At 57.5% G+C, this 19889-nt stretch carries 17 protein-coding genes; 14 read left to right on the forward strand and 3 right to left on the reverse strand.

Annotated elements, in window-relative coordinates; translation table 11 throughout:
• The first annotated feature begins 1 nt into the window (after window position 1).
• From livF to ugpQ, 6 genes are all read left to right on the forward strand, one after another.
• Entirely contained in the window at window positions 2–715 is a 714-nt protein-coding gene (livF, locus tag HFD95_RS16990) for a high-affinity branched-chain amino acid ABC transporter ATP-binding protein LivF (RefSeq protein ID WP_029519452.1), read from the forward strand.
• Between the two features lie 529 nt (window positions 716–1244).
• Window positions 1245–2561 (forward strand): sn-glycerol-3-phosphate ABC transporter substrate-binding protein UgpB, encoded by a 1317-nt coding sequence (gene ugpB / locus HFD95_RS16995; RefSeq protein WP_167430532.1) that lies wholly within the window; start codon window positions 1245–1247, stop codon window positions 2559–2561.
• Between the two features lie 54 nt (window positions 2562–2615).
• The gene (gene ugpA, locus HFD95_RS17000; RefSeq protein ID WP_010253295.1) at window positions 2616–3503 is read left to right on the forward strand and encodes a sn-glycerol-3-phosphate ABC transporter permease UgpA; all 888 of its coding nucleotides are present in this window, start codon (window positions 2616–2618) and stop codon (window positions 3501–3503) included.
• Window positions 3500–4345: a sn-glycerol-3-phosphate ABC transporter permease UgpE gene (gene ugpE, locus HFD95_RS17005; protein WP_010671530.1), complete on the forward strand. Its 846-nt coding sequence runs from the start codon at window positions 3500–3502 to the stop codon at window positions 4343–4345. Before ugpA ends, ugpE begins: the two co-directional genes overlap by 4 nt.
• 1 nt (window position 4346) lies before the next feature.
• Window positions 4347–5420 (forward strand): sn-glycerol-3-phosphate import ATP-binding protein UgpC, encoded by a 1074-nt coding sequence (locus HFD95_RS17010; protein ID WP_010253289.1) that lies wholly within the window; start codon window positions 4347–4349, stop codon window positions 5418–5420.
• The gene (ugpQ, locus tag HFD95_RS17015) at window positions 5417–6160 is read left to right on the forward strand and encodes a glycerophosphodiester phosphodiesterase (RefSeq protein WP_010671531.1); all 744 of its coding nucleotides are present in this window, start codon (window positions 5417–5419) and stop codon (window positions 6158–6160) included. The genes HFD95_RS17010 and ugpQ overlap by 4 nt, the downstream gene beginning before the upstream one ends.
• Here ugpQ and HFD95_RS17020 read toward each other — a convergent pair.
• Window positions 6157–6450 (reverse strand): DUF2756 domain-containing protein, encoded by a 294-nt coding sequence (locus HFD95_RS17020; RefSeq protein WP_010253283.1) that lies wholly within the window; start codon window positions 6448–6450, stop codon window positions 6157–6159. The genes ugpQ and HFD95_RS17020 overlap by 4 nt on opposite strands.
• A gap of 206 nt (window positions 6451–6656) precedes the next feature.
• Here HFD95_RS17020 and ggt point away from each other — a divergent pair, with 206 nt between their 5' ends.
• The gene (gene ggt / locus HFD95_RS17025; RefSeq protein ID WP_031292113.1) at window positions 6657–8408 is read left to right on the forward strand and encodes a gamma-glutamyltransferase; all 1752 of its coding nucleotides are present in this window, start codon (window positions 6657–6659) and stop codon (window positions 8406–8408) included.
• Window positions 8409–8731: 323 nt separating this feature from the next.
• Here the strand turns inward: ggt and HFD95_RS17030 are convergent, their stop codons facing one another.
• Window positions 8732–9226, reverse strand: coding sequence for a GNAT family N-acetyltransferase (locus HFD95_RS17030; RefSeq protein WP_010253280.1), 495 nt, complete (start codon window positions 9224–9226; stop codon window positions 8732–8734).
• Window positions 9227–9573: 347 nt separating this feature from the next.
• Here HFD95_RS17030 and HFD95_RS17035 point away from each other — a divergent pair, with 347 nt between their 5' ends.
• From HFD95_RS17035 to gntU, 4 genes are all read left to right on the forward strand, one after another.
• Window positions 9574–10269, forward strand: coding sequence for a pirin family protein (locus HFD95_RS17035; protein WP_010671535.1), 696 nt, complete (start codon window positions 9574–9576; stop codon window positions 10267–10269).
• A 102-nt stretch (window positions 10270–10371) separates the two neighbouring features.
• Window positions 10372–11367, forward strand: a complete 996-nt coding sequence (gene gntR, locus HFD95_RS17040; RefSeq protein WP_022624018.1) for a gluconate operon transcriptional repressor GntR — start codon at window positions 10372–10374, stop codon at window positions 11365–11367.
• A 140-nt stretch (window positions 11368–11507) separates the two neighbouring features.
• Window positions 11508–12044: a gluconokinase gene (gene gntK, locus HFD95_RS17045; RefSeq protein WP_167430533.1), complete on the forward strand. Its 537-nt coding sequence runs from the start codon at window positions 11508–11510 to the stop codon at window positions 12042–12044.
• 2 nt (window positions 12045–12046) lie between these two features.
• Entirely contained in the window at window positions 12047–13387 is a 1341-nt protein-coding gene (gene gntU / locus HFD95_RS17050) for a gluconate transporter (protein WP_163844034.1), read from the forward strand.
• A gap of 50 nt (window positions 13388–13437) precedes the next feature.
• On the opposite strand, the gene HFD95_RS17055 is transcribed toward gntU, so the two are convergent.
• Window positions 13438–14031, reverse strand: a complete 594-nt coding sequence (locus tag HFD95_RS17055; RefSeq protein ID WP_003853054.1) for a YhgN family NAAT transporter — start codon at window positions 14029–14031, stop codon at window positions 13438–13440.
• A 217-nt stretch (window positions 14032–14248) separates the two neighbouring features.
• On the opposite strand from HFD95_RS17055, the gene asd reads away from it, so the two are divergent.
• From asd to glgX, 3 genes are all read left to right on the forward strand, one after another.
• The gene (gene asd, locus HFD95_RS17060; protein WP_167430534.1) at window positions 14249–15358 is read left to right on the forward strand and encodes an aspartate-semialdehyde dehydrogenase; all 1110 of its coding nucleotides are present in this window, start codon (window positions 14249–14251) and stop codon (window positions 15356–15358) included.
• A gap of 360 nt (window positions 15359–15718) precedes the next feature.
• The gene (glgB, locus tag HFD95_RS17065) at window positions 15719–17902 is read left to right on the forward strand and encodes a 1,4-alpha-glucan branching enzyme (RefSeq protein WP_010253252.1); all 2184 of its coding nucleotides are present in this window, start codon (window positions 15719–15721) and stop codon (window positions 17900–17902) included.
• Window positions 17899–19881, forward strand: coding sequence for a glycogen debranching protein GlgX (gene glgX / locus HFD95_RS17070; protein WP_167430535.1), 1983 nt, complete (start codon window positions 17899–17901; stop codon window positions 19879–19881). Before glgB ends, glgX begins: the two co-directional genes overlap by 4 nt.
• Window positions 19882–19889 lie beyond the last annotated feature (8 nt).

The following is a 19889-nucleotide window of genomic DNA, read 5'->3' on the forward strand; positions in this document are numbered from 1 at the left end:
GATGGCAAATGCGATGTTAACCATTGAGAACGTCAGCGCCCACTACGGCAAAATTCAGGCGCTGCACAACGTCAGCCTCTATATCAATCAGGGCGAAATCGTCACCCTTATTGGCGCTAACGGTGCAGGAAAAACCACGCTGCTGGGTACGCTGTGCGGCGAACCGCGCGCGACGCAGGGCACCATTACCTTTGATGGCAAAACCATTACTGACTGGCAAACCTCGCGCATTATGCGTGAAGCGATCGCCATCGTGCCGGAAGGCAGACGGGTCTTTTCGCGCATGACGGTAGAAGAGAACCTGGCGATGGGGGGCTTTTTTGCCAGCCGTCCGGACTATCTGACGCGGATCAAGCGCGTTTATGAACTCTTCCCGCGGCTGGAGGAGCGTAAAATCCAGCGCGCCGGGACGATGTCGGGCGGCGAACAGCAGATGCTGGCGATTGGCCGTGCGCTGATGAGCCAGCCGCGCCTGCTGTTGCTGGACGAACCGTCGCTGGGACTGGCACCGATCATTATTCAGCAGATCTTCGACACCATTGAGCAGCTGCGCAGCGAGGGGATGACGATTTTCCTGGTGGAGCAGAATGCTAATCAGGCGCTGAAGCTGGCGGATCGGGGCTATGTGCTGGAGAACGGGCATGTGGTGCTCGAAGACACAGGTTCAGCACTTCTTTCCAACGAAGCCGTCCGCAGTGCTTACTTAGGTGCCTGATGGGGCACGGCCTGGCTTACTTGCCATTTCGACACCGGGCAGTGCTCGTAATCCTCACGTATATATATACGCTCCGGTTACTGCGCGCTTTGGTACACAGGCCTGGCTTACTGGTCAGGTTGCGGTTGGGCAGTGCTCGCCATCCTCACGTACTACGTGTACGCTCCGGTGGCTGCGCGCTGTCCGCCCGCAACCTGCCTGCGCCGCCGACGGCCTTCAAAATGGGTGTGTGATGCGGCGCAGACGGCCTTGAGTGTCGGTGTTAGAGGGGCCGCCATCGCCTTTTGCATTTGGTGAAGTAGAATCCGCTGCGGGCTTTTTTACTGCCCAACCGCTCTGCAAATTATGTAACCAAAACCTGGCAGCAGTGACGCGTTACCGCTGCGCTGCCAGCCTCCTCTTTTGCGCATACCGGTTTGTCACCCGGCTGTCATCTTTCTGTTATTAATCCTTCATTTCCCCGTGTCATGTTACTTCGCGAAACAGAAATCCGTGATTTCACGCGTATTTACCTGCACAGGAAAATTCTATGTCCGTCGTTACCTTTCGTCGTAGCCTGATGAGCGTGCTGCTCGGTCTGACGCTCAGCAGCCATGCCATGGCCGCCACTGAGATCCCTTTCTGGCACTCTATGGAAGGCGAGCTAGGCAAAGAAGTGGATTCGCTGGCACAGCGTTTTAATCAGACGCATCCCGATTACAAAATTGTTCCGACCTACAAAGGTAACTACGAGCAGAGCCTGGCGGCAGGGATTGCGGCAGTGCGCAGCGGCAAAGCCCCTGCGGTGCTGCAGGTTTATGAAGTCGGTACGGCGACCATGATGGCCTCGCAGGCGATTGTGCCGGTGCATCAGGTCTTCAAAGACGCCGGTATCCCCTTTGATGAAAAGCAGTTCGTGCCAACGGTGGCGGGCTACTACAGCGACAGCAAAGGTCAGCTGATCTCTCAGCCGTTCAATAGCTCGACGCCAGTGCTCTACTACAACAAAGATGCCTTTAAAAAAGCGGGTCTGAACCCGGATCAGCCACCGAAAACCTGGCAGGAGCTCGCGACGGATGCCGCTGCCCTGCGCAAATCGGGCATGAGCTGTGGCTACGCCAGCGGCTGGCAGGGCTGGATCCAGATTGAAAACTTCAGCGCCTGGCACGCTCTGCCGGTAGCGACCAAAAACAACGGGTTTGACGGACTCGACGCCGTGCTGGAGTTCAACAAGCCGGTACAGGTTCGTCATATCGAGCTGCTGGAAGCGATGAACAAGAAAGGGGACTTCACCTATTTTGGCCGCAAAGATGAGTCCACCGCCAAGTTCTACAACGGCGACTGCGGTATCACCACTGCCTCATCGGGTTCGCTGGCTGATATCCGTCATTACGCCAAATTCAACTTCGGTGTTGGCATGATGCCGTATGACGAGACCGTGCCGAATGCGCCGCAGAACGCCCTGATCGGTGGTGCCAGCCTGTGGGTGATGAAAGGCAAAGATGCGACAACCTACAAAGGCGTGGCTGAGTTTATGCAGTTCCTCGCTAAACCGGAAATCGCCGCGGAATGGCACCAGAAAACCGGCTATCTGCCGATTACCACCGCCGCCTACGAGCTGACTAAACAGCAGGGCTTCTACGATAAGAATCCGGGCGCGGATATCGCTACCCGTCAGATGATGAACAAGCCGCCACTGCCGTTTACCAAAGGCATGCGTCTGGGCAACATGCCGCAGATTCGTACCGTGATCGACGAAGAGCTGGAAAGCGTCTGGACCGGCAAGCAGTCGCCGCAGAACGCGATGGATAACGCAGTGAAACGCGGTAACGAGTTGCTGCGCCGCTTCCAGCAGCAGGTGAAGTAATCTCTCCTTGCGGGCCAGCTCAGGCTGGCCCCTCTCTCTGACGCCAGGTACGCCATGTCTTCATCTCGTCCGGTCTTTCGCACCAGTCTGTTGCCCTATCTTCTGGTGCTGCCGCAACTGCTGATTACCGCCATCTTCTTTCTCTGGCCTGCCGGTGAAGCGCTGTGGTACTCGCTGCAAAGCCTCGATCCTTTTGGCATCTCCAGCAGCTTTGTCGGGCTGGAAAATTTCAGACGCCTGTTTGCCGATCCTTACTATCTGGATTCGTTCTGGACCACCATAAAATTCAGCGGCATGGTCACGGTGTTCGGCATGGTCTTTTCGCTGCTGCTGGCGGCGCTGGTGGATTATGTGGTGCGGCTGCGCCGTCTCTATCAGACGCTGTTGCTGCTGCCCTACGCCGTTGCGCCTGTCGTGGCCGCGGTACTGTGGATGTTCCTGTTTAATCCGGGCCTGGGCCTGTTCAGCTATCTGCTGAACCACATCGGCTACAACTGGAACTATGCGCAAAACAGCGGTCAGGCGATGTTCCTGATTGTGCTGGCATCGATCTGGCAGCAGATGAGCTACAACTTCCTGTTCTTCTTCGCTGCGCTGCAATCGATCCCCAAATCGCTGGTGGAAGCCGCCGCGATTGACGGTGCCGGACCGGTGCGTCGCTTCTTCAACCTCTCGCTGCCACTGATTACGCCGGTCAGCTTCTTCCTGCTGGTGGTGAATCTGATCTACGCCTTCTTCGATACCTTCCCGGTGATCGATGCCGCCACCGGCGGCGGGCCGGTGCAGGCGACCACCACGCTGATCTACAAAATCTATCGCGAAGGCTTTACCGGTCTGGATCTCTCCTCGTCCGCTGCGCAGTCGGTGGTGCTGATGCTGCTGGTCATCGGGCTGACGGTGCTCCAGTTCCGCTTTGTTGAACGTAAGGTGCAATACCAATGATTGAGAATCGACGCGGGCTGGATCTCTTCAGCCACATCGTGCTGGTGCTGGGCGTGCTCACCATCCTGTTTCCGCTCTATGTCGCCTTTGTGGCGGCGACGCTGGATAACGAAGCGGTCTATCAGGTGCCGATGACGCTGGTGCCCGGCACGCACCTGTGGGAGAACATCTCGCGCATCTGGACACATGGCGTCAACGGCAACGGGCCGGCGTTTGGCCTGATGCTGCTCAACAGCATGATCATGGCGCTGGGCATCACCTTCGGCAAAATCACGGTGTCGATGCTGTCGGCGTTTGCGCTGGTTTGGTTTCGCTTTCCGCTGCGCACGCTCTTTTTCTGGCTGATCTTCATCACCCTGATGCTGCCGGTTGAGGTGCGTATCTTCCCGACAGTGCAGGTGATCGCCGATCTCAACCTGCTCGACAGCTACAGCGGATTAACTCTGCCGCTGATGGCTTCGGCCACCGCCACTTTCCTGTTCCGCCAGTTCTTTATGTCGCTGCCGGATGAGCTGGTGGAGGCGGCACGCATCGACGGGGCCAGCGCGATGCGCTTCTTTATCGACATTGTTCTGCCGCTGTCGAAAACCAATCTGGCGGCGCTGTTTGTGATCACCTTTATCTACGGCTGGAACCAGTACCTGTGGCCGCTGCTGATCATCAATGACGCCAGCCTCGGCACGGCGGTGGCGGGGATTAAAAGCATGATCTCCTCCAGCGGATCGCCGACCCAGTGGAATGAAGTGATGGCGGCAATGTTATTAACCCTGATCCCACCATTGGTGGTGGTGTTAGTCATGCAGCGTGCCTTTGTGCGCGGTCTGGTTGAGAGTGAGAAATAAGATGGCAGGCGTAACCCTTCAGGCAGTAACCAAATCCTACGATGGCAAAAATCAGATCATTCAGCCGCTGAATGTCACCATCAATGACGGCGAATTTATGGTGATGGTCGGGCCATCCGGCTGCGGTAAATCGACCCTGCTGCGCATGGTGGCCGGACTGGAGCGCGTCAGCTCCGGCGATATCTATATCGACGACCGGCGCGTTACTCAGGAAGAGCCAAAAGATCGCGGGATTGCAATGGTGTTCCAGAACTACGCGCTCTATCCCCATATGTCGGTGGAGGAGAACATGGCCTATGGCCTGAAAATCCGTGGCATGGGCAAAGAGCAGGTCCGCCAGCGGGTGCTCGACGCGGCGCGCAGCCTGGAGCTGGATCACCTGCTGATGCGTCGGCCTCGCGAACTCTCCGGCGGACAGCGGCAGCGCGTGGCGATGGGCCGCGCGATCGTGCGTGAACCGGCAGTTTTTCTGTTTGATGAGCCGCTCTCCAACCTTGATGCCCGTCTGCGGGTGCAGATGCGGCTGGAACTGCAGCAGCTGCATCGCCGCTTACAGACCACCAGCCTCTATGTCACCCACGATCAGGTGGAGGCGATGACGCTGGCGCAGCGGGTGATGGTGATGAACAAAGGGGTGGTCGAGCAGCTTGGCACGCCGGTCGAGGTGTATGAGCGTCCCGCCAGCCAGTTCGTTGCCTCGTTTATTGGCGCGCCCGCCATGAATCTGCTGAAAGGGCAGTTCAGCAGCGATGGATCACGCTTTGACCTCGACGCCTCGCACGCTCTGCCGCTCAGCGACAGTAAAGCGAAATGGGCTAACCGGCCGGTGGTGCTGGGTATCCGGCCAGAGCACATCCGGCTCAGTAGCCGCGAGCAGGGCGGCGTGCCGCTGCGGGTCGATACGCTGGAGATGCTGGGGGCTGATAATCTGGCACATGGCCGCATCGGTGACACGCCACTGGTGGTACGCTTAGCCCACAGTGAACGCCCGCAGCCAGGCAGTACGCTGTGGCTGCATCTGCCGTCAGATGCGTTACACTTCTTCGATTCAACCCATGGAAAGCGTCTGGAATGAGCACACAACACTGGCCCTATCCCCACATCGTCGCCCATCGCGGCGGCGGTAAACTGGCACCGGAAAATACGCTGGCGGCGATCGACACTGGCGCGAAATATGGTCATCAGATGATTGAATTTGATGCCAAATTATCGGCCGATGCGCAGATCTTCCTGCTGCATGACGACACGCTCGATCGCACCAGCAACGGCTGGGGCGTGGCGGGTCAGCTGCCTTGGGAGAAGCTGTCGCAGCTTGATGCGGGCAGCTGGTTTGGCAACGCATTTACCGGTGAAAAGCTGGCGCGGCTGGATCAGGTGGCGGCACGCTGCCGTCAGCATCAGATGATGGCGAACATCGAAATCAAACCGACCACCGGCAGCGATGCTGAAACCGGACGCGCCGTGGCGCAGGCTGCCGCGATACTGTGGCAGGATCAGGTCGCACCGTTGCTCTCTTCGTTCTCTTTTGAGGCGCTGGAAGCCGCGATGAAGGCAGAGCCGCAGTTGCCGCGTGGCCTGCTGTCGCACAGCTGGGACCCGCAGTGGCAGGAGAAAACTGCTGCGCTGGCGTGCGTCTCAATTCACCTTAATCATAAGGTGCTGACCGCTGAGCGGGTCACCGAACTGAAAGCCGCAGGCCTGAAGATTCTGGTTTATACCGTGAACAGCCCGGATCGGGCGCGGGAATTGCTGAAATGGGGCGTCGATGCCATCTGTACTGATGCCATCGACATCATCGGCCCCGATTTTCATTAGTTCTGGTTTAGATTCTGATTCTGATTCTGCTGGCCCGGCTGCGTGGTAATCACCCGCTGCTGGGCGCTGTTCCGCTGCTCCTGCATTTTACGCTGCGTGTCCTGCGTCTGACGCTGCTGATCCTGGCGCAGCTTCAGCTGTTGCTGTTGCTGCTGGGTCTGCATCTGCGACTGCATCCGCTGCTGGCTGGGGTTATAGCCAGGTTTATTCGGATCGTTAGTGCTGTTCAGCGTGTTCGCCTGACTGGCGAAAGGCAGCAGAGCGGCCAGAATAATCATCCACTTTTTCATCACTCCTCCTTCCTTAAAGCGACAGGGTTTCTGGTGCACAACGGCTTACACCGATATCAGGGTCGTAGCCATAAGTTTACCCGATATCACAGACCTTACTTTCCGATCTATTCCTGATTTGACTTAACCCCGGTTATTTTGCTGTATTTGTAGGCACTTGCAGAAATGATAAAAAAATGTAAATAACAATATGGGATGGTGGCAGGATGAAAATGCAGCAAACAGTGCGTCAGCTTAGCTGGTCGCTGGTGATGAGTTTCACCGTAGTGGCAGGCGCTAACGCCGCGCCAACGCAGGCTCCTCCGGTCTCCTACGGTGTGGACAGTGACACTTTTCACCCGGTAAAAGCGCAGCACGGCATGGTAGCGTCAGTGGATGCGATGGCGACGCAGGTTGGCGTCGAGATCCTGCGTCAGGGCGGTAATGCGGTGGATGCCGCGGTGGCGGTAGGCTTTGCGCTGGCCGTGACCCATCCGCAGGCGGGCAATCTCGGCGGCGGTGGTTTTATGCTGCTGCGCACTGCCTCTGGCCGCGCCACGGCTATCGATTTCCGTGAAATGGCACCGGGACACGCGTCGCGTGACATGTTCCTGGATAAGCAGGGCAACGCTGACAGCAAGCTGTCGCTGACATCACATCTCGCCTCCGGCACGCCGGGCACCGTAGCCGGACTGGCGCTGGCTGCGCAGAAATATGGCACTCTGCCGCTGAGCACGCTGCTGGCCCCGGCGATCAAACTGGCGCGTGACGGTATTCCGGTCAACGACGCGCTGGCGGATGACCTGAAGACCTACGGCAAAGAAGTGCTGATCACCCATCCCAACAGCAAAGCGATTTTCTACAAACCGGACGGTACGCCGTGGCAGAAGGGCGATCGGCTGGTGCAGAAAAACCTCGCTCATAGCCTGCAACTGATTGCCCGTCAGGGGCCGGATGCTTTTTATAAAGGTGAAATCGCGGATGAGATCGCCGGAGAGATGGCGCAGCATGGCGGCCTGATCAACAAAGCTGACCTGGCGGCCTATCGTGCGGTCGAGCGTAAGCCAATTAGCGGGACATACCGTGGCTATGAAGTCTTCTCAATGCCGCCGCCGTCATCCGGTGGCATCCACATCGTGCAGATTCTGAATATCCTGGAGAACTTCGATCTGGCGAAGATGGGCTTTGGCAGTGCTGATGCCATGCAGGTGATGGCGGAAGCGGAGAAATATGCCTACGCGGACCGTTCGGAATATCTCGGCGATCCCGATTTCGTGAAGGTGCCGTGGCAGGCGCTGACCAGTAAAGCCTATGCCAAAACCCTGGCGCAGCAGATCGATGTGGCGAAGGCGCGGCCCTCCAGCGAGATCAAACCGGGCAAGCTCGAACCTTACGAAAGTAATCAGACCACCCATTTCTCGGTGGTGGATAAGCAGGGGAATGCGGTCGCGGTGACTTATACGCTTAACACCTATTTCGGCAGCGGGATTGTGGCGGGCAACAGCGGCATCCTGATGAATAACGAGATGGATGACTTCTCAGCCAAGCCAGGCACACCCAATGTCTACGGGCTGGTCGGCGGGGAAGCGAATGCGGTGCAACCGGCGAAACGTCCGTTGTCATCGATGTCGCCGACCATCGTCGCCAAAGGGGGCAAAACCTGGCTGGTGACCGGCAGTCCTGGCGGCAGCCGCATTATCACCACGGTGTTGCAGATGGTGGTTAACAGCATCGATTTCGGGATGAACGTGGCGGAAGCCACTAATGCGCCGCGCTTCCATCATCAGTGGCTGCCGGATCAGCTGCGGGTGGAGAAGGGCTTCAGCCCCGATACGCTGCGTTTGCTGGAAACCAAAGGTCAGCATGTGAAGGTTCTCCCATCGATGGGCAGTACGCAGAGCATCATGATTGGGCCGGATGGCATGCTCTATGGCGCTTCCGATCCGCGCAGCATTGATGATTTGAGTGCGGGTTATTGAGATCTGATAGCCAGGACGGGGTTGAGTGGCTGTGAGATCGAGCCTGCTCAGGGAACACGGTCAGATCGGAAAGACGCAAAAGCGTCATCCCTGACTGCTCGGCCCGCGCTATTACGCACCTCATCCCTGAGGTGCGCCCGTAGCCGGGCCAACGCTTTGCGTTGTTCAAAAACGCTCCCGGCGTTTTTGTCCCTGGCGCGGGACGCTTTCCTCTTCTGCCCGTGTTCCCTGCGCGTTAGGCTAATAAGTTGCTGCCAGGTTCGTTAACTTTTGGGTTTGTCATCGGTCTGGAGGGCATTGAAAAGTGCCCTTTTTCACACACGTCAGGCTTTAACCCGAGCCATATAATGCGCGTCGATCAGTTCACCGTGCCGCATTGCGAAGCCTTTAGCCGTTCCCTCAATCTCAAAACCGAAACGCTGATAAAGGGCGATAGCCGGGCCATTATCGACGAACACGGTCAGTTCCATTCGGCTCACCTGTAGCCAGTTGTCGCACAACGCGACCATTTCACGCATGAGTGCGGTTCCGACGCCACGCTGACGATAGCGTTCATCCACGCCCATACCCAGTGAGGCCACATGACGGCGTCTGGCGCGCTCTTCCACATGCAGCGCACACTGACCGACGACGACATCATCGATACAGGCCACCAGCAGATGCGCATGGGGCTGAGGCGTCGCGAGACGGCTATGCCACATCTGGAGTGATGAGTGGGGCAAATGGAGTGTGCTGGCCTGGGTATCTGGCTGACCGTAGATCCTGTGCAGCGCAGCAGCATCTTCAGGCGTGACGTGGCGGACAACTATTTCACTCATGGTTTCTCCTTTAGCCCATTAAAACCCTTTAAACATCAAGGTATTCACCGCGTTAATCAGGGTAAAAATGTGAAAATGACTTTACAGACGCGAATGATAATGATTATTATTGTCATGCGTTCTCGGGAGGTCGCCCGACAGCCTGAGAAAGCACGACATTGCTCACATTGCTTCCAGTATTATTTAGCCAGCTTATCCGCTGGCTTTTTTTTTCCTGCCCTTCTTCAGTGCTTTTCAGCCACTGCTCAATGCTCATTCAACTATTTTGAACAGAGGCGTGAAGTTTTTCAGCTATCAATCACACCCCCTCAGGGACAGACTATAAAAAACATTGAGGAGATTTGAACATGATTTATGTACGCAAAGCTGAAGAACGCGGTCACGCAAACCATGGCTGGCTGGATAGCTGGCACACATTCTCTTTCGCCAGCTATCACGATGCGAACTTTATGGGTTTCTCCGCGCTTCGGGTCATCAATGAAGATGTGATTGATGGCGGTCAGGGATTTGGTACCCATCCTCACAAGGATATGGAAATCCTGACCTACGTGCTCTCTGGTACGGTTGAGCATCAGGACAGCATGGGCAACAAAGAGCAGATCCCGGCAGGGGAGTTCCAGATTATGAGCGCCGGCACCGGCGTACGTCACTCTGAGTACAACGCCAGCGAAAGCGAGCCGCTGCACCTTTATCAGATCTGGATCATTCCTGAGCGTACCGGTATCGAGCCACGTTACGATCAGCGCCGCTTCCCGGATGTGCAGGGACGTCAGCTGGTGTTAAGCCCGGATGCCCGTGAAGGATCGCTGAAAGTCTTTCAGGACATGACCTTATCGCGATGGGTAATGGCTGCCGGCGAACAGGACAATGTCGCGATTGATGCGGGACGTCGTATCTGGATTCAGGTGGTGAAAGGTGATGTTACCGTTAACGGCAACGCGATCACCACCAGCGACGCCCTGGCGATCTGGGACGAAAGCGCGCTGACCATTGAAGCCAGCTCGGCTGCAGAAGTCCTGCTGTTTGATCTGCCACCGGTCTAAGCAGATAACGGGCGCGCATCGTCGCGCCCGGTTGGCAATTTTGTGACAGAAAAGTGATAGACTCATCGTACTTTAGCTTTAAGGGCGATCCCAGGCGCTACGATGAAGAAGAAAAGACCGGTATTACAGGACGTTGCCGATCGCGTCGGCATTACTAAAATGACCGTCAGCCGTTACCTGCGTAATCCAGAGCAGGTCTCCGTTGCCCTGCGGGATAAGATCGCGGTGGCACTGGATGAGCTGGGTTATATCCCCAATCGCGCCCCCGATATGCTTTCTAACGCCACCAGCCGCGCCATTGGCATACTGCTGCCGTCACTCACTAACCAGGTTTTTGCTGACGTATTGCGCGGCATCGAAGCCGTCACCGACGAAGCCAACTATCAGACGCTGGTCGCCCACTTTGGTTACAACCCGCAAAAAGAGGAGCTGCAACTGCGCTCGCTGCTGGGCTGGAACATTGATGGGGTTATCCTCACCGAACGCACCCATACACCAGGCACGCTGCGCATGCTGGAAGTGGCCGGTATCCCGGTGATTGAGGTGATGGACAGCGTCACGCCCTGCCTGGATATGGCGGTAGGCTTCGATAACGTTGAAGCGGCCCGGCAGATGACGCAGGCGATCCTCAGCAAAGGTCATCGTCATACCGTCTACCTCGGCGCACGCCTGGATGAACGTACGCTGCAGAAGCAGCGCGGTTACGAAATCGCGATGCACGAAGCGGGGCTGACGCCGCGTAGTGTGATGATGGAAGATGCCTCTTCATTCAGCGCCGGCTGTGATCTGCTGCGTGAGGCGCAGCGCCTTTACCCCGAAACAGATAGCCTGTTCTGTACCAATGACGATCTGGCGGTCGGCGCGATGTTTGAGTGCCAGCGCCAGGGATTGCAGGTGCCCTCTCAGATGGCGATAGCCGGTTTCCACGGTCATGACATCAGTCAGGTTGTCACGCCACAACTGGCGACAGTGCTGACGCCTCGCGACCGCATGGGGCGTGAAGCCGCGGCGCTGCTGCTGGCGCGCATTGCCGGAGAAACCAGCACCTGCCAGCCGCTGGATGTCGGTTTTGAGATCAGTGAAGGTGGCAGCATCTGATTGTGGCGTTTTTATGAGTCAGCTCACACTTTCATGCATTTCCTGGTAAAAAGGTTGCCAGGCTGTTAAGCGGCCAGGAGAATGAGAAACGACATTGTTATCGGTAACATTGGCAAATTCTCACCTGCCGGAGCAGAAAAATGACAACGCAATCCCCGTCGCATCACGTTTTTATCCTGATGGGCGTTTCAGGCAGCGGAAAGTCTGCCGTCGCCAATCAGGTCTCTCACCAGCTGAATACAGCCTTTCTTGACGGTGATTTTCTCCACCCCCGCGCCAACATCCTGAAGATGGCCGATGGTCATCCGCTGGATGACAACGATCGCCAGCCGTGGTTACGGGCACTGAACGACGCCGCGTTTGCTATGCAGCGCACCCAGGCGATTTCCGTGATTGTCTGTTCAGCCCTGAAGAAAAGTTATCGCGACATCCTGCGTCAGGGAAATGACAACCTGCGTTTCGTCTACCTGAAGGGCGATTTCGACACCATCGAAGCCCGCCTGAAAGCGCGTAAAGGCCACTTCTTCAAGCCGCAGATGCTGGTAACGCAGTTTGCGACGCTGGAAGAGCCAGGGCGGGACGAGCCGGATGTACTGGTGGTGGATATCGCGCATTCACTGGACGATGTGGTGGCAGCTACGGTTGCGACTATCCAGGACGCTATCAGCCAGGGTTAGAGATGAATACCGCAACACTCGTTTTGACCGCAGCGGGCTCCGTCCTGCTGCTGCTTTTCCTGGTGATGAAGGCCCGTATGCACGCCTTCGTCGCATTGATGTTAGTGTCCATCGGTGCCGGGCTGTTCTCCGGCATGCCACTGAATCAAATCGCTGAAACCATGCAGAAGGGGATGGGCGGCACGCTCGGCTTCCTCGCGATTGTGGTCGCGCTGGGCGCGATGTTCGGCAAAATCCTGCATGAAACCGGCGCAGTTGATCAGATCGCCATCCGGATGCTGAAAACCTTTGGTCAGAGCCGTGCCCATTACGCGATGGGCATTGCCGGTCTGATCTGCGCGCTGCCGCTCTTTTTTGAGGTGGCAGTCGTGCTGTTGATCAGCATCGCTTTTGCGGTGGCACGGCGTACCGGCGGCAATCTGGTGAAGCTGGTGATCCCGCTGTTTGCCGGTGTGGCCGCAGCGGCGGCGTTCCTGCTGCCCGGACCGGCGCCGATGCTGCTGGCTTCGCAGATGCACGCAGATTTTGGCTGGATGATCCTGCTGGGTCTCTGTGCGGCGATCCCGGGCATGCTGATTGCCGGGCCACTGTTTGGCAACTTCATTGGCAACCACGTCTCGTTCAGCGCGCCGCCGGAAGATCATCAACCGGATGTCGATGAGAGCAAGCTGCCGTCGTTTGGCTTCAGCCTCTCACTGATTCTGTTTCCGCTGGTGCTGGTTGGCCTGAAAACCATCGGCGCACGCTTCACGACCGAAGGCACCACCCTGTATGAGTGGCTGGAATTTATCGGCCATCCCTTCACCGCAATCCTGCTGGCGCTGCTGGTGGCGATTTATGGCCTGGCTTACCGTCAGGGTATGGATAAAGAGCGGGTAATGCAGGTGTGTGGCAGCGCGCTGCAACCGGCCGGTATTATCCTGCTGGTGATTGGCGCGGGCGGCGTGTTTAAGCAGGTGCTGGTAGACTCCGGCGTGGGTCCGGTGCTGGGCAATGCGCTGACCGGCGCAGGACTGCCGATTGCGCTGGCCTGCTTTATCCTGTCAGGTGCGGTGCGGGTGATTCAGGGATCGGCAACGGTCGCCTGTCTGACCACGGTCGGATTGATCATGCCGGTGATTGAACCGTTGCACTACAGCGGTGCTCAGCTGGCGGCGCTGTCGATCTGCATCGGCGGTGGCTCAATCATTATCAGCCATGTGAACGATGCCGGTTTCTGGCTGTTTGGTCGCTTCACCGGGGCCAGCGAAGCGGAAACGCTGAAAACCTGGACGCTGATGGAAACCATTCTCGGCACCGTTGGTGCGCTGGTCGGAATGATCGCCTTCACACTACTCTCTTAATCATGTCGGCTCTGCGCTTCCCTGGTTTCATGGGAAGCGCAGACACTCTCCTACAGCTTCAGATAAGCCCGAATGCCGTCCAGGAACATCTGTGTGGCCAGCATAATCAGTATTAATCCCATCAGCCGCTCCAGCGCATTCACGCCTTTATCGCCCAGCAGCCGCAGGAACAGACCTGACATCAGCAGAATACCCACCGTCACGCCCCAGGCGATCAGCAGCGCGCCGACCAGGTGCGACATCTGATGCGGATATTGATGCGACAGCAGCATCAGCGTCGCCAGCAGCGATGGCCCGGCTACCAGTGGGATCGCCAGTGGCACCAGGAAGGGCTCTTCACCCGCCGGTAAACCAGAACTGCTGCTTTCCGCCGACGGGAAAATCATCTTAATGGCGATAAGAAACAGGATGATCCCGCCGGAAATCGACACCGTTTCAGTACGCAGATTCAAAAATGCCAGGATGCGTTCACCGGTAAACAGGAACAGCAGCATGATGATCAGAGCAATCAACATTTCACGGATCAGCACCACTCGCCGCCGTTTCGGCTCCAGATGCTTTAAAACCGACATAAAAATCGGCAGATTGCCCAGCGGATCCATAATTAACAACAATAATATTGTCGCTGAAATCATTTCAGTCATCGGTTTTACGCCATGTTGTTCACGAAAAAGCGGAGTTATTAGTTACGCTGCTGAAAAAGTTAGCGTAATCGAATTAATTCACTTGCTACCCGGCCTGCATTTTGTAGAGTGAAGGGACACAGGTAAATCTTATTATTACGCAGAGCGGCGTGAAAATAGCACGCCGCTCTCTCCTCTGAAATGAAAAGCAGGTGTAACTGCCTTAGACGGACACGACATGAAGAATGTAGGTTTTGTTGGTTGGCGCGGTATGGTCGGCTCCGTGCTGATGTCCCGCATGAGTGAAGAGCGCGATTTTGATGCAATCAATCCGGTCTTCTTCTCGACGTCGCAGCATGGTCAGGCGGCACCCGCATTTGCGGGCAAACAGCAGGGCACACTGCAGGATGCGTTTGATATTGAGGCGCTGCGGGCGCTGGATATCATTATTACCTGCCAGGGTGGCGACTACACCAGTGACGTCTATCCAAAGCTGCGCGCCAGCGGCTGGCAGGGATACTGGATTGATGCGGCCTCCACGCTGCGCATGAAAGATGATGCCATCATCATCCTCGATCCGGTCAACCATGCGGTGATTCGCCAGGGTATCGACAGTGGGATCAAAACCTTTGTCGGCGGTAACTGTACCGTCAGCCTGATGCTGATGTCGCTGGGCGGCCTGTTTGCTCAGGACCTGGTGGAGTGGGCTTCGGTTGCCACCTATCAGGCGGCCTCTGGCGGCGGCGCGCGCCACATGCGTGAACTGCTGATCCAGATGGGCATGCTGCACGATCACGTTGCGCCTGCGCTGCAGAACCCGGCCTCCGCCATCCTCGACATCGAGCGTAGCGTGACCGACTTCACCCGTTCCGGTACCCTGCCGACCGATAACTTCGGCGTGCCGCTGGCGGGCAGCCTGATCCCGTGGATCGACAAACAGCTGGAAAACGGTCAGAGCCGCGAAGAGTGGAAAGGCCAGGCGGAAACCAACAAGATCCTCGCCACCCGTAATGTCATCCCCGTTGATGGATTGTGCGTGCGCGTCGGGGCACTGCGCTGCCACAGCCAGGCCTTTACGCTGAAGCTGAAACGCGACCTGCCGCTGGCTGACATTGAGCAGCTGCTGGCCTCTCACAATGAGTGGGTCAAAGTGGTGCCGAATGACCGCGAACTGACGATGCGTGAACTGACGCCTGCCGCTGTCACCGGTACGCTGACCACGCCGGTTGGCCGGTTGCGTAAACTGAATATGGGGCCGGAATATCTCTCCGCCTTCACGGTGGGCGACCAGCTGTTATGGGGCGCAGCCGAACCGCTACGTCGCATGCTGCGGTTGTTAACCAGCTAAACAGAAAACATCGCCAAAGGCCGGATTTATCCGGCCTTTTTTGTTTTTGTCGTACACGAAACAATCTGCCGTTTCGCTTACTCAGTGATCAACTTCCCTTTTTTGCCGGTCGGTAAAGATTATTTTGCTTTAGTCCATGGCAAGTGCCGTGACCAAGCTATGATTTAACCATGATGTGCCACAGGTAACTCTTGTGCTTTCCGGATTAAATGGTTGTGGTACACGGCAAAAACACTTTTCCCACGGAATGGCCTGACTTCTTTGTCGTTGTACGTATGGCTCAATGAAGAGCAGCGCAGGTGAACCGCGACAGGCTGTGTCGCGTTCATTTCGGCTGCCAATTATCACAGGAAGAAAGTCATGTCAGAGCTTCCCGATCGCGATGCGATCAATGCCCTGTTTGCGGGTAATTATGCCGACCCTTTTTCGTTACTAGGGATGCACCGAACTCAGCAAGGCCTTGAAGTCAGGGCATTGCTCCCCGAAGCGCTTGAAGTGTGGGTCATTGAAACCTCCACCGGGCGCAAACTGGCTCAGCTGGTGTGTGAAGATGCACGTGGCTTCTTCAGTGGCGTTATTCCACGCCGCAAAAACCCGTTCCGCTATCAGCTGGCGGTGAACTGGCACGGCCAGCAAAACCTGGTAGACGATGCCTACCGCTTTGGTCCGCTGCTGCAGGAGATGGATCTGTGGCTGCTGGCAGAAGGGACGCACCTGCGCCCTTATGAGACGCTGGGCGCGCACGGTGACGTCATCGATGGCGTCTTCGGCACCCGCTTCTGCGTCTGGGCACCCAACGCCCGTCGCGTGTCAGTGGTTGGCGATTTCAACTTCTGGGATGGCCGCCGTCATCCGATGCGTCTGCGTCAGGAGCTGGGCATCTGGGAGCTGTTTGTACCGGGCGCGGTCAACGGCCAGCTCTACAAGTATGAAATCATCGACGCCAATGGCGAACTGCGCATCAAAGCGGACCCGTACGCCTTTGAGGCGCAGATGCGTCCGCAAACTGCGTCGATGATCTGTGGTCTGCCAGAGCCTGTTGAGATGAAAGCGGAGCGCAAGGCGGCCAACGCCTTTGACGCGCCGATCTCCATCTATGAAGTGCATCTGGGTTCCTGGCGTCGTCACACCGACAACAACTTCTGGCTGAGCTACAAAGAGCTGGCTGAACAGCTGGTGCCCTACGTCAAAGAGATGGGCTTTACCCATATCGAACTGCTGCCGATCAACGAACATCCGTTTGATGGCAGCTGGGGCTATCAGCCGCTGGGCATGTATGCGCCGACCCGACGTTTTGGTACCCGTGACGAGTTCCGCGCCTTCATTGACGCCGCCCATGAAGCGGGCCTCAACGTGCTGCTCGACTGGGTGCCGGGCCACTTCCCCAGCGACGATTTCGGTCTGGCAAGATACGACGGCACCGAGCTCTATGAGCACAGCGACCCGCGTGAAGGCTTTCACCAGGACTGGAATACCCTGATTTACAACTTTGGTCGCCGGGAAGTGAGCAACTACCTGTCGGGCAACGCGCTCTACTGGACGGAGCGCTTTGGCATTGATGGCCTGCGTGTGGATGCGGTGGCGTCGATGATCTACCGCGACTACAGCCGCAGCGAAGGGGAATGGGTGCCGAATCAGTATGGCGGCCGTGAAAACCTGGAAGCGATTGAGTTTCTGCGTCACACCAACCGTACGCTCGGCACTGTGGCATCCGGTTCGGTGACCATGGCCGAAGAGTCGACAGACTACCCTGGCGTGACGCGTCCCACCGAAGACGGCGGGCTGGGCTTCTGGTTCAAATGGAATCTGGGCTGGATGCACGACACCCTCGACTACATGAAGGTCGATCCCATCTACCGTAAGCACCATCACGATCTGATGAGCTTCGGCATGATGTACAACTACACCGAAAACTTTGTGCTGCCGCTGTCGCATGACGAAGTGGTGCACGGTAAGCGCTCGATTCTCGATCGTATGCCGGGCGATGCATGGCAGAAGTTCGCCAACCTGCGTGCTTACTACGGCTGGATGTGGGGCTTCCCCGGCAAGAAACTGCTGTTTATGGGCAATGAATTTGCCCAGGGTCGCGAGTGGAACCACGACGTCAGCCTTGACTGGCATCTGCTGGAAGGGGACGACAACTGGCACCACGGCGTTCACCGTCTGGTGCGCGATCTCAACCACACCTATCAGTACTACACGCCGCTGCATCAGCTCGACTTCGATCCGGCAGGCTTTGAGTGGCTGGTGGTAAACGATGCAGAACACTCCGTCTTCGCCTTTGTCCGTCGTGACCGTGAAGGCAATGAAGTGATCGTCGTCAGTAACTTTACGCCGGTGCCGCGTCCGGGCTATCGCTTTGGCGTTAACCAGCCTGGCTACTGGCGTGAAGTGCTGAACACCGATCAGCATGAGTATCACGGCAGCGACGTGCGCAACCATCGGGTGCATACCGATGAGCAGGAGAGCCACGGGCGACCGCAGTCGCTGAGCCTCAATCTGCCGCCGCTGGCAACGGTATGGCTGGTGCGGGAGGCTGAATGACCATCACTGCCGGAGATCCCGAACCGCTGGGTGCCAGTTACGATGGCAAAGGCGTTAACTTCACCCTGTTCTCACAGCATGCCGGGCGCGTAGAGCTCTGCCTGTTTGATGAGCAGGGTGCAGAACAGCGTCTTGACCTGCCTGGCCGCAGCGGGGATATCTGGCATGGTTATGTTCCGGCGTTGAAGCCAGGACAGCGCTACGGCTACCGGGTGCATGGTCCCTGGGCACCGCAGCAGGGACACCGTTTTAATCCGGCGAAGCTGCTGGTTGACCCCTGCGCCCGCGCGGTTGAGGGCGATGTACCGGATGACCCGCTGTTTCATGGCGGCGAGGCGCAGCCCGATCCGCATGACAACGCGGCGATTGCGCCGAAGTCACGGGTAGTCGCGGAGGATTTTGACTGGCAGGACGACGTCGCACCGGGTATTCCCTGGGGTAACACGGTGATTTACGAAGCCCACGTGCGCGGCCTGACGCAGCAGCATCCGGAAATTCCGGAAACGCTGCGCGGGACTTACGCGGCGCTCGGTCATCCTGTTATGGTGAATTACCTGCGCAGTCTGGGGATTACCACCCTTGAGCTGCTGCCGGTGGCGCACTTCGCCAGCGAGCCGCGACTGCTGCAGCTCGGCCTCAGCAACTACTGGGGCTATAACCCCTTTGCGCTCTGGGCGGTGGATCCCCGTTACGCCTCCGGTCAGCCGGACGTGACGCCGTTGCAGGAGTTTCAGCAGGCGGTCAAAAACCTGCACGCCGCGGGTATCGAAGTGCTGCTGGATGTGGTGTTCAACCACACCGCTGAACTGGATGAGATTGGCCCGACAATCTCCATGCGCGGCATCGACAACGCCAGCTACTACTGGCTCGATGAGCAGGGCGATTATCAGAACTGGACCGGCTGCGGCAACACGCTGAATATCCATCATCCGCAGGTGATGACGTGGGCTTTAGAGGCGCTGCGCTACTGGGTGCGTGTCTGCCACGTCGACGGCTTCCGCTTTGACCTCGCGCCAGTGCTGGGCCGCACACCGGATTACCAGCGTGATGCGCCATTTTTTGAGGCCATACGCGCCTGTCCGCTGCTCTCTCAGGTCAAGCTGATTGCTGAACCCTGGGATATCGGCCCTGACGGCTATCAGGTTGGCCGTTTTCCGCCGCCGTTTGCTGAATGGAACGATCAGTTTCGCGACACCGCGCGTCGTTACTGGCTGCACGGCGACATAAGCAACGGCGAGTTCGTCCGCCGCTTTGCCGCCTCCAGCGATCTCTACCAGCATAATGACCGGCCGCCACACGCCACGGTTAACCTGATCACCGCCCACGACGGCTTTACGCTGTGGGATGTGGTGAGCTTCGAACGTAAACACAACGAAGCGAACGGGGAAGATAACCGTGATGGTCACGGCGATAACTACAGCCACAACCACGGCAAAGAGGGGCTGAACGTCAGCTTCGACGTGATTGAACGTCGCCGTCGCAGCGTGCGGGCACTGCTGACGACGCTGCTGCTGTCACAGGGCACGCCGATGCTGCTGGCAGGCGATGAGCGCGGCCACACCCAGCGCGGCAATAACAACGCTTACTGTCAGGACAACGCCCTGAGCTGGCTTGACTGGCAGGCGGATGAGAAGGGATTAGTCGGATTCACCGCTGCACTGATCGAGCTGCGCCAGCGCATTCCGGCGCTGACCGCAGATCGCTGGTGGCAGGACGGTGACGGCAATGTGCAGTGGCTCAATGCCGGTGGCCAGCCACTGCAACACGATGAATGGGCACAGGGGATGCACAGATTGCAGATCCTGCTGTCCGGCCGCTGGTTAATAACAATAAACGCCACGGATACGGTGAATGACATCGTGTTACCAGACGGAGAATGGCGCGCCCTTCCTCCTTTCGCCGGGGACGACAACCCCATCCTGCTAACTGTCTGGCATGGTCCCGCACACGGTGTGTGCGTGTTCCAAAAGCAATCATAAGGAGTCAG

This window comes from Pantoea sp. EKM10T, assembly GCF_011800685.1.
In the GTDB taxonomy this organism is placed as follows: Bacteria; Pseudomonadota; Gammaproteobacteria; order Enterobacterales; family Enterobacteriaceae; genus Pantoea; species Pantoea agglomerans.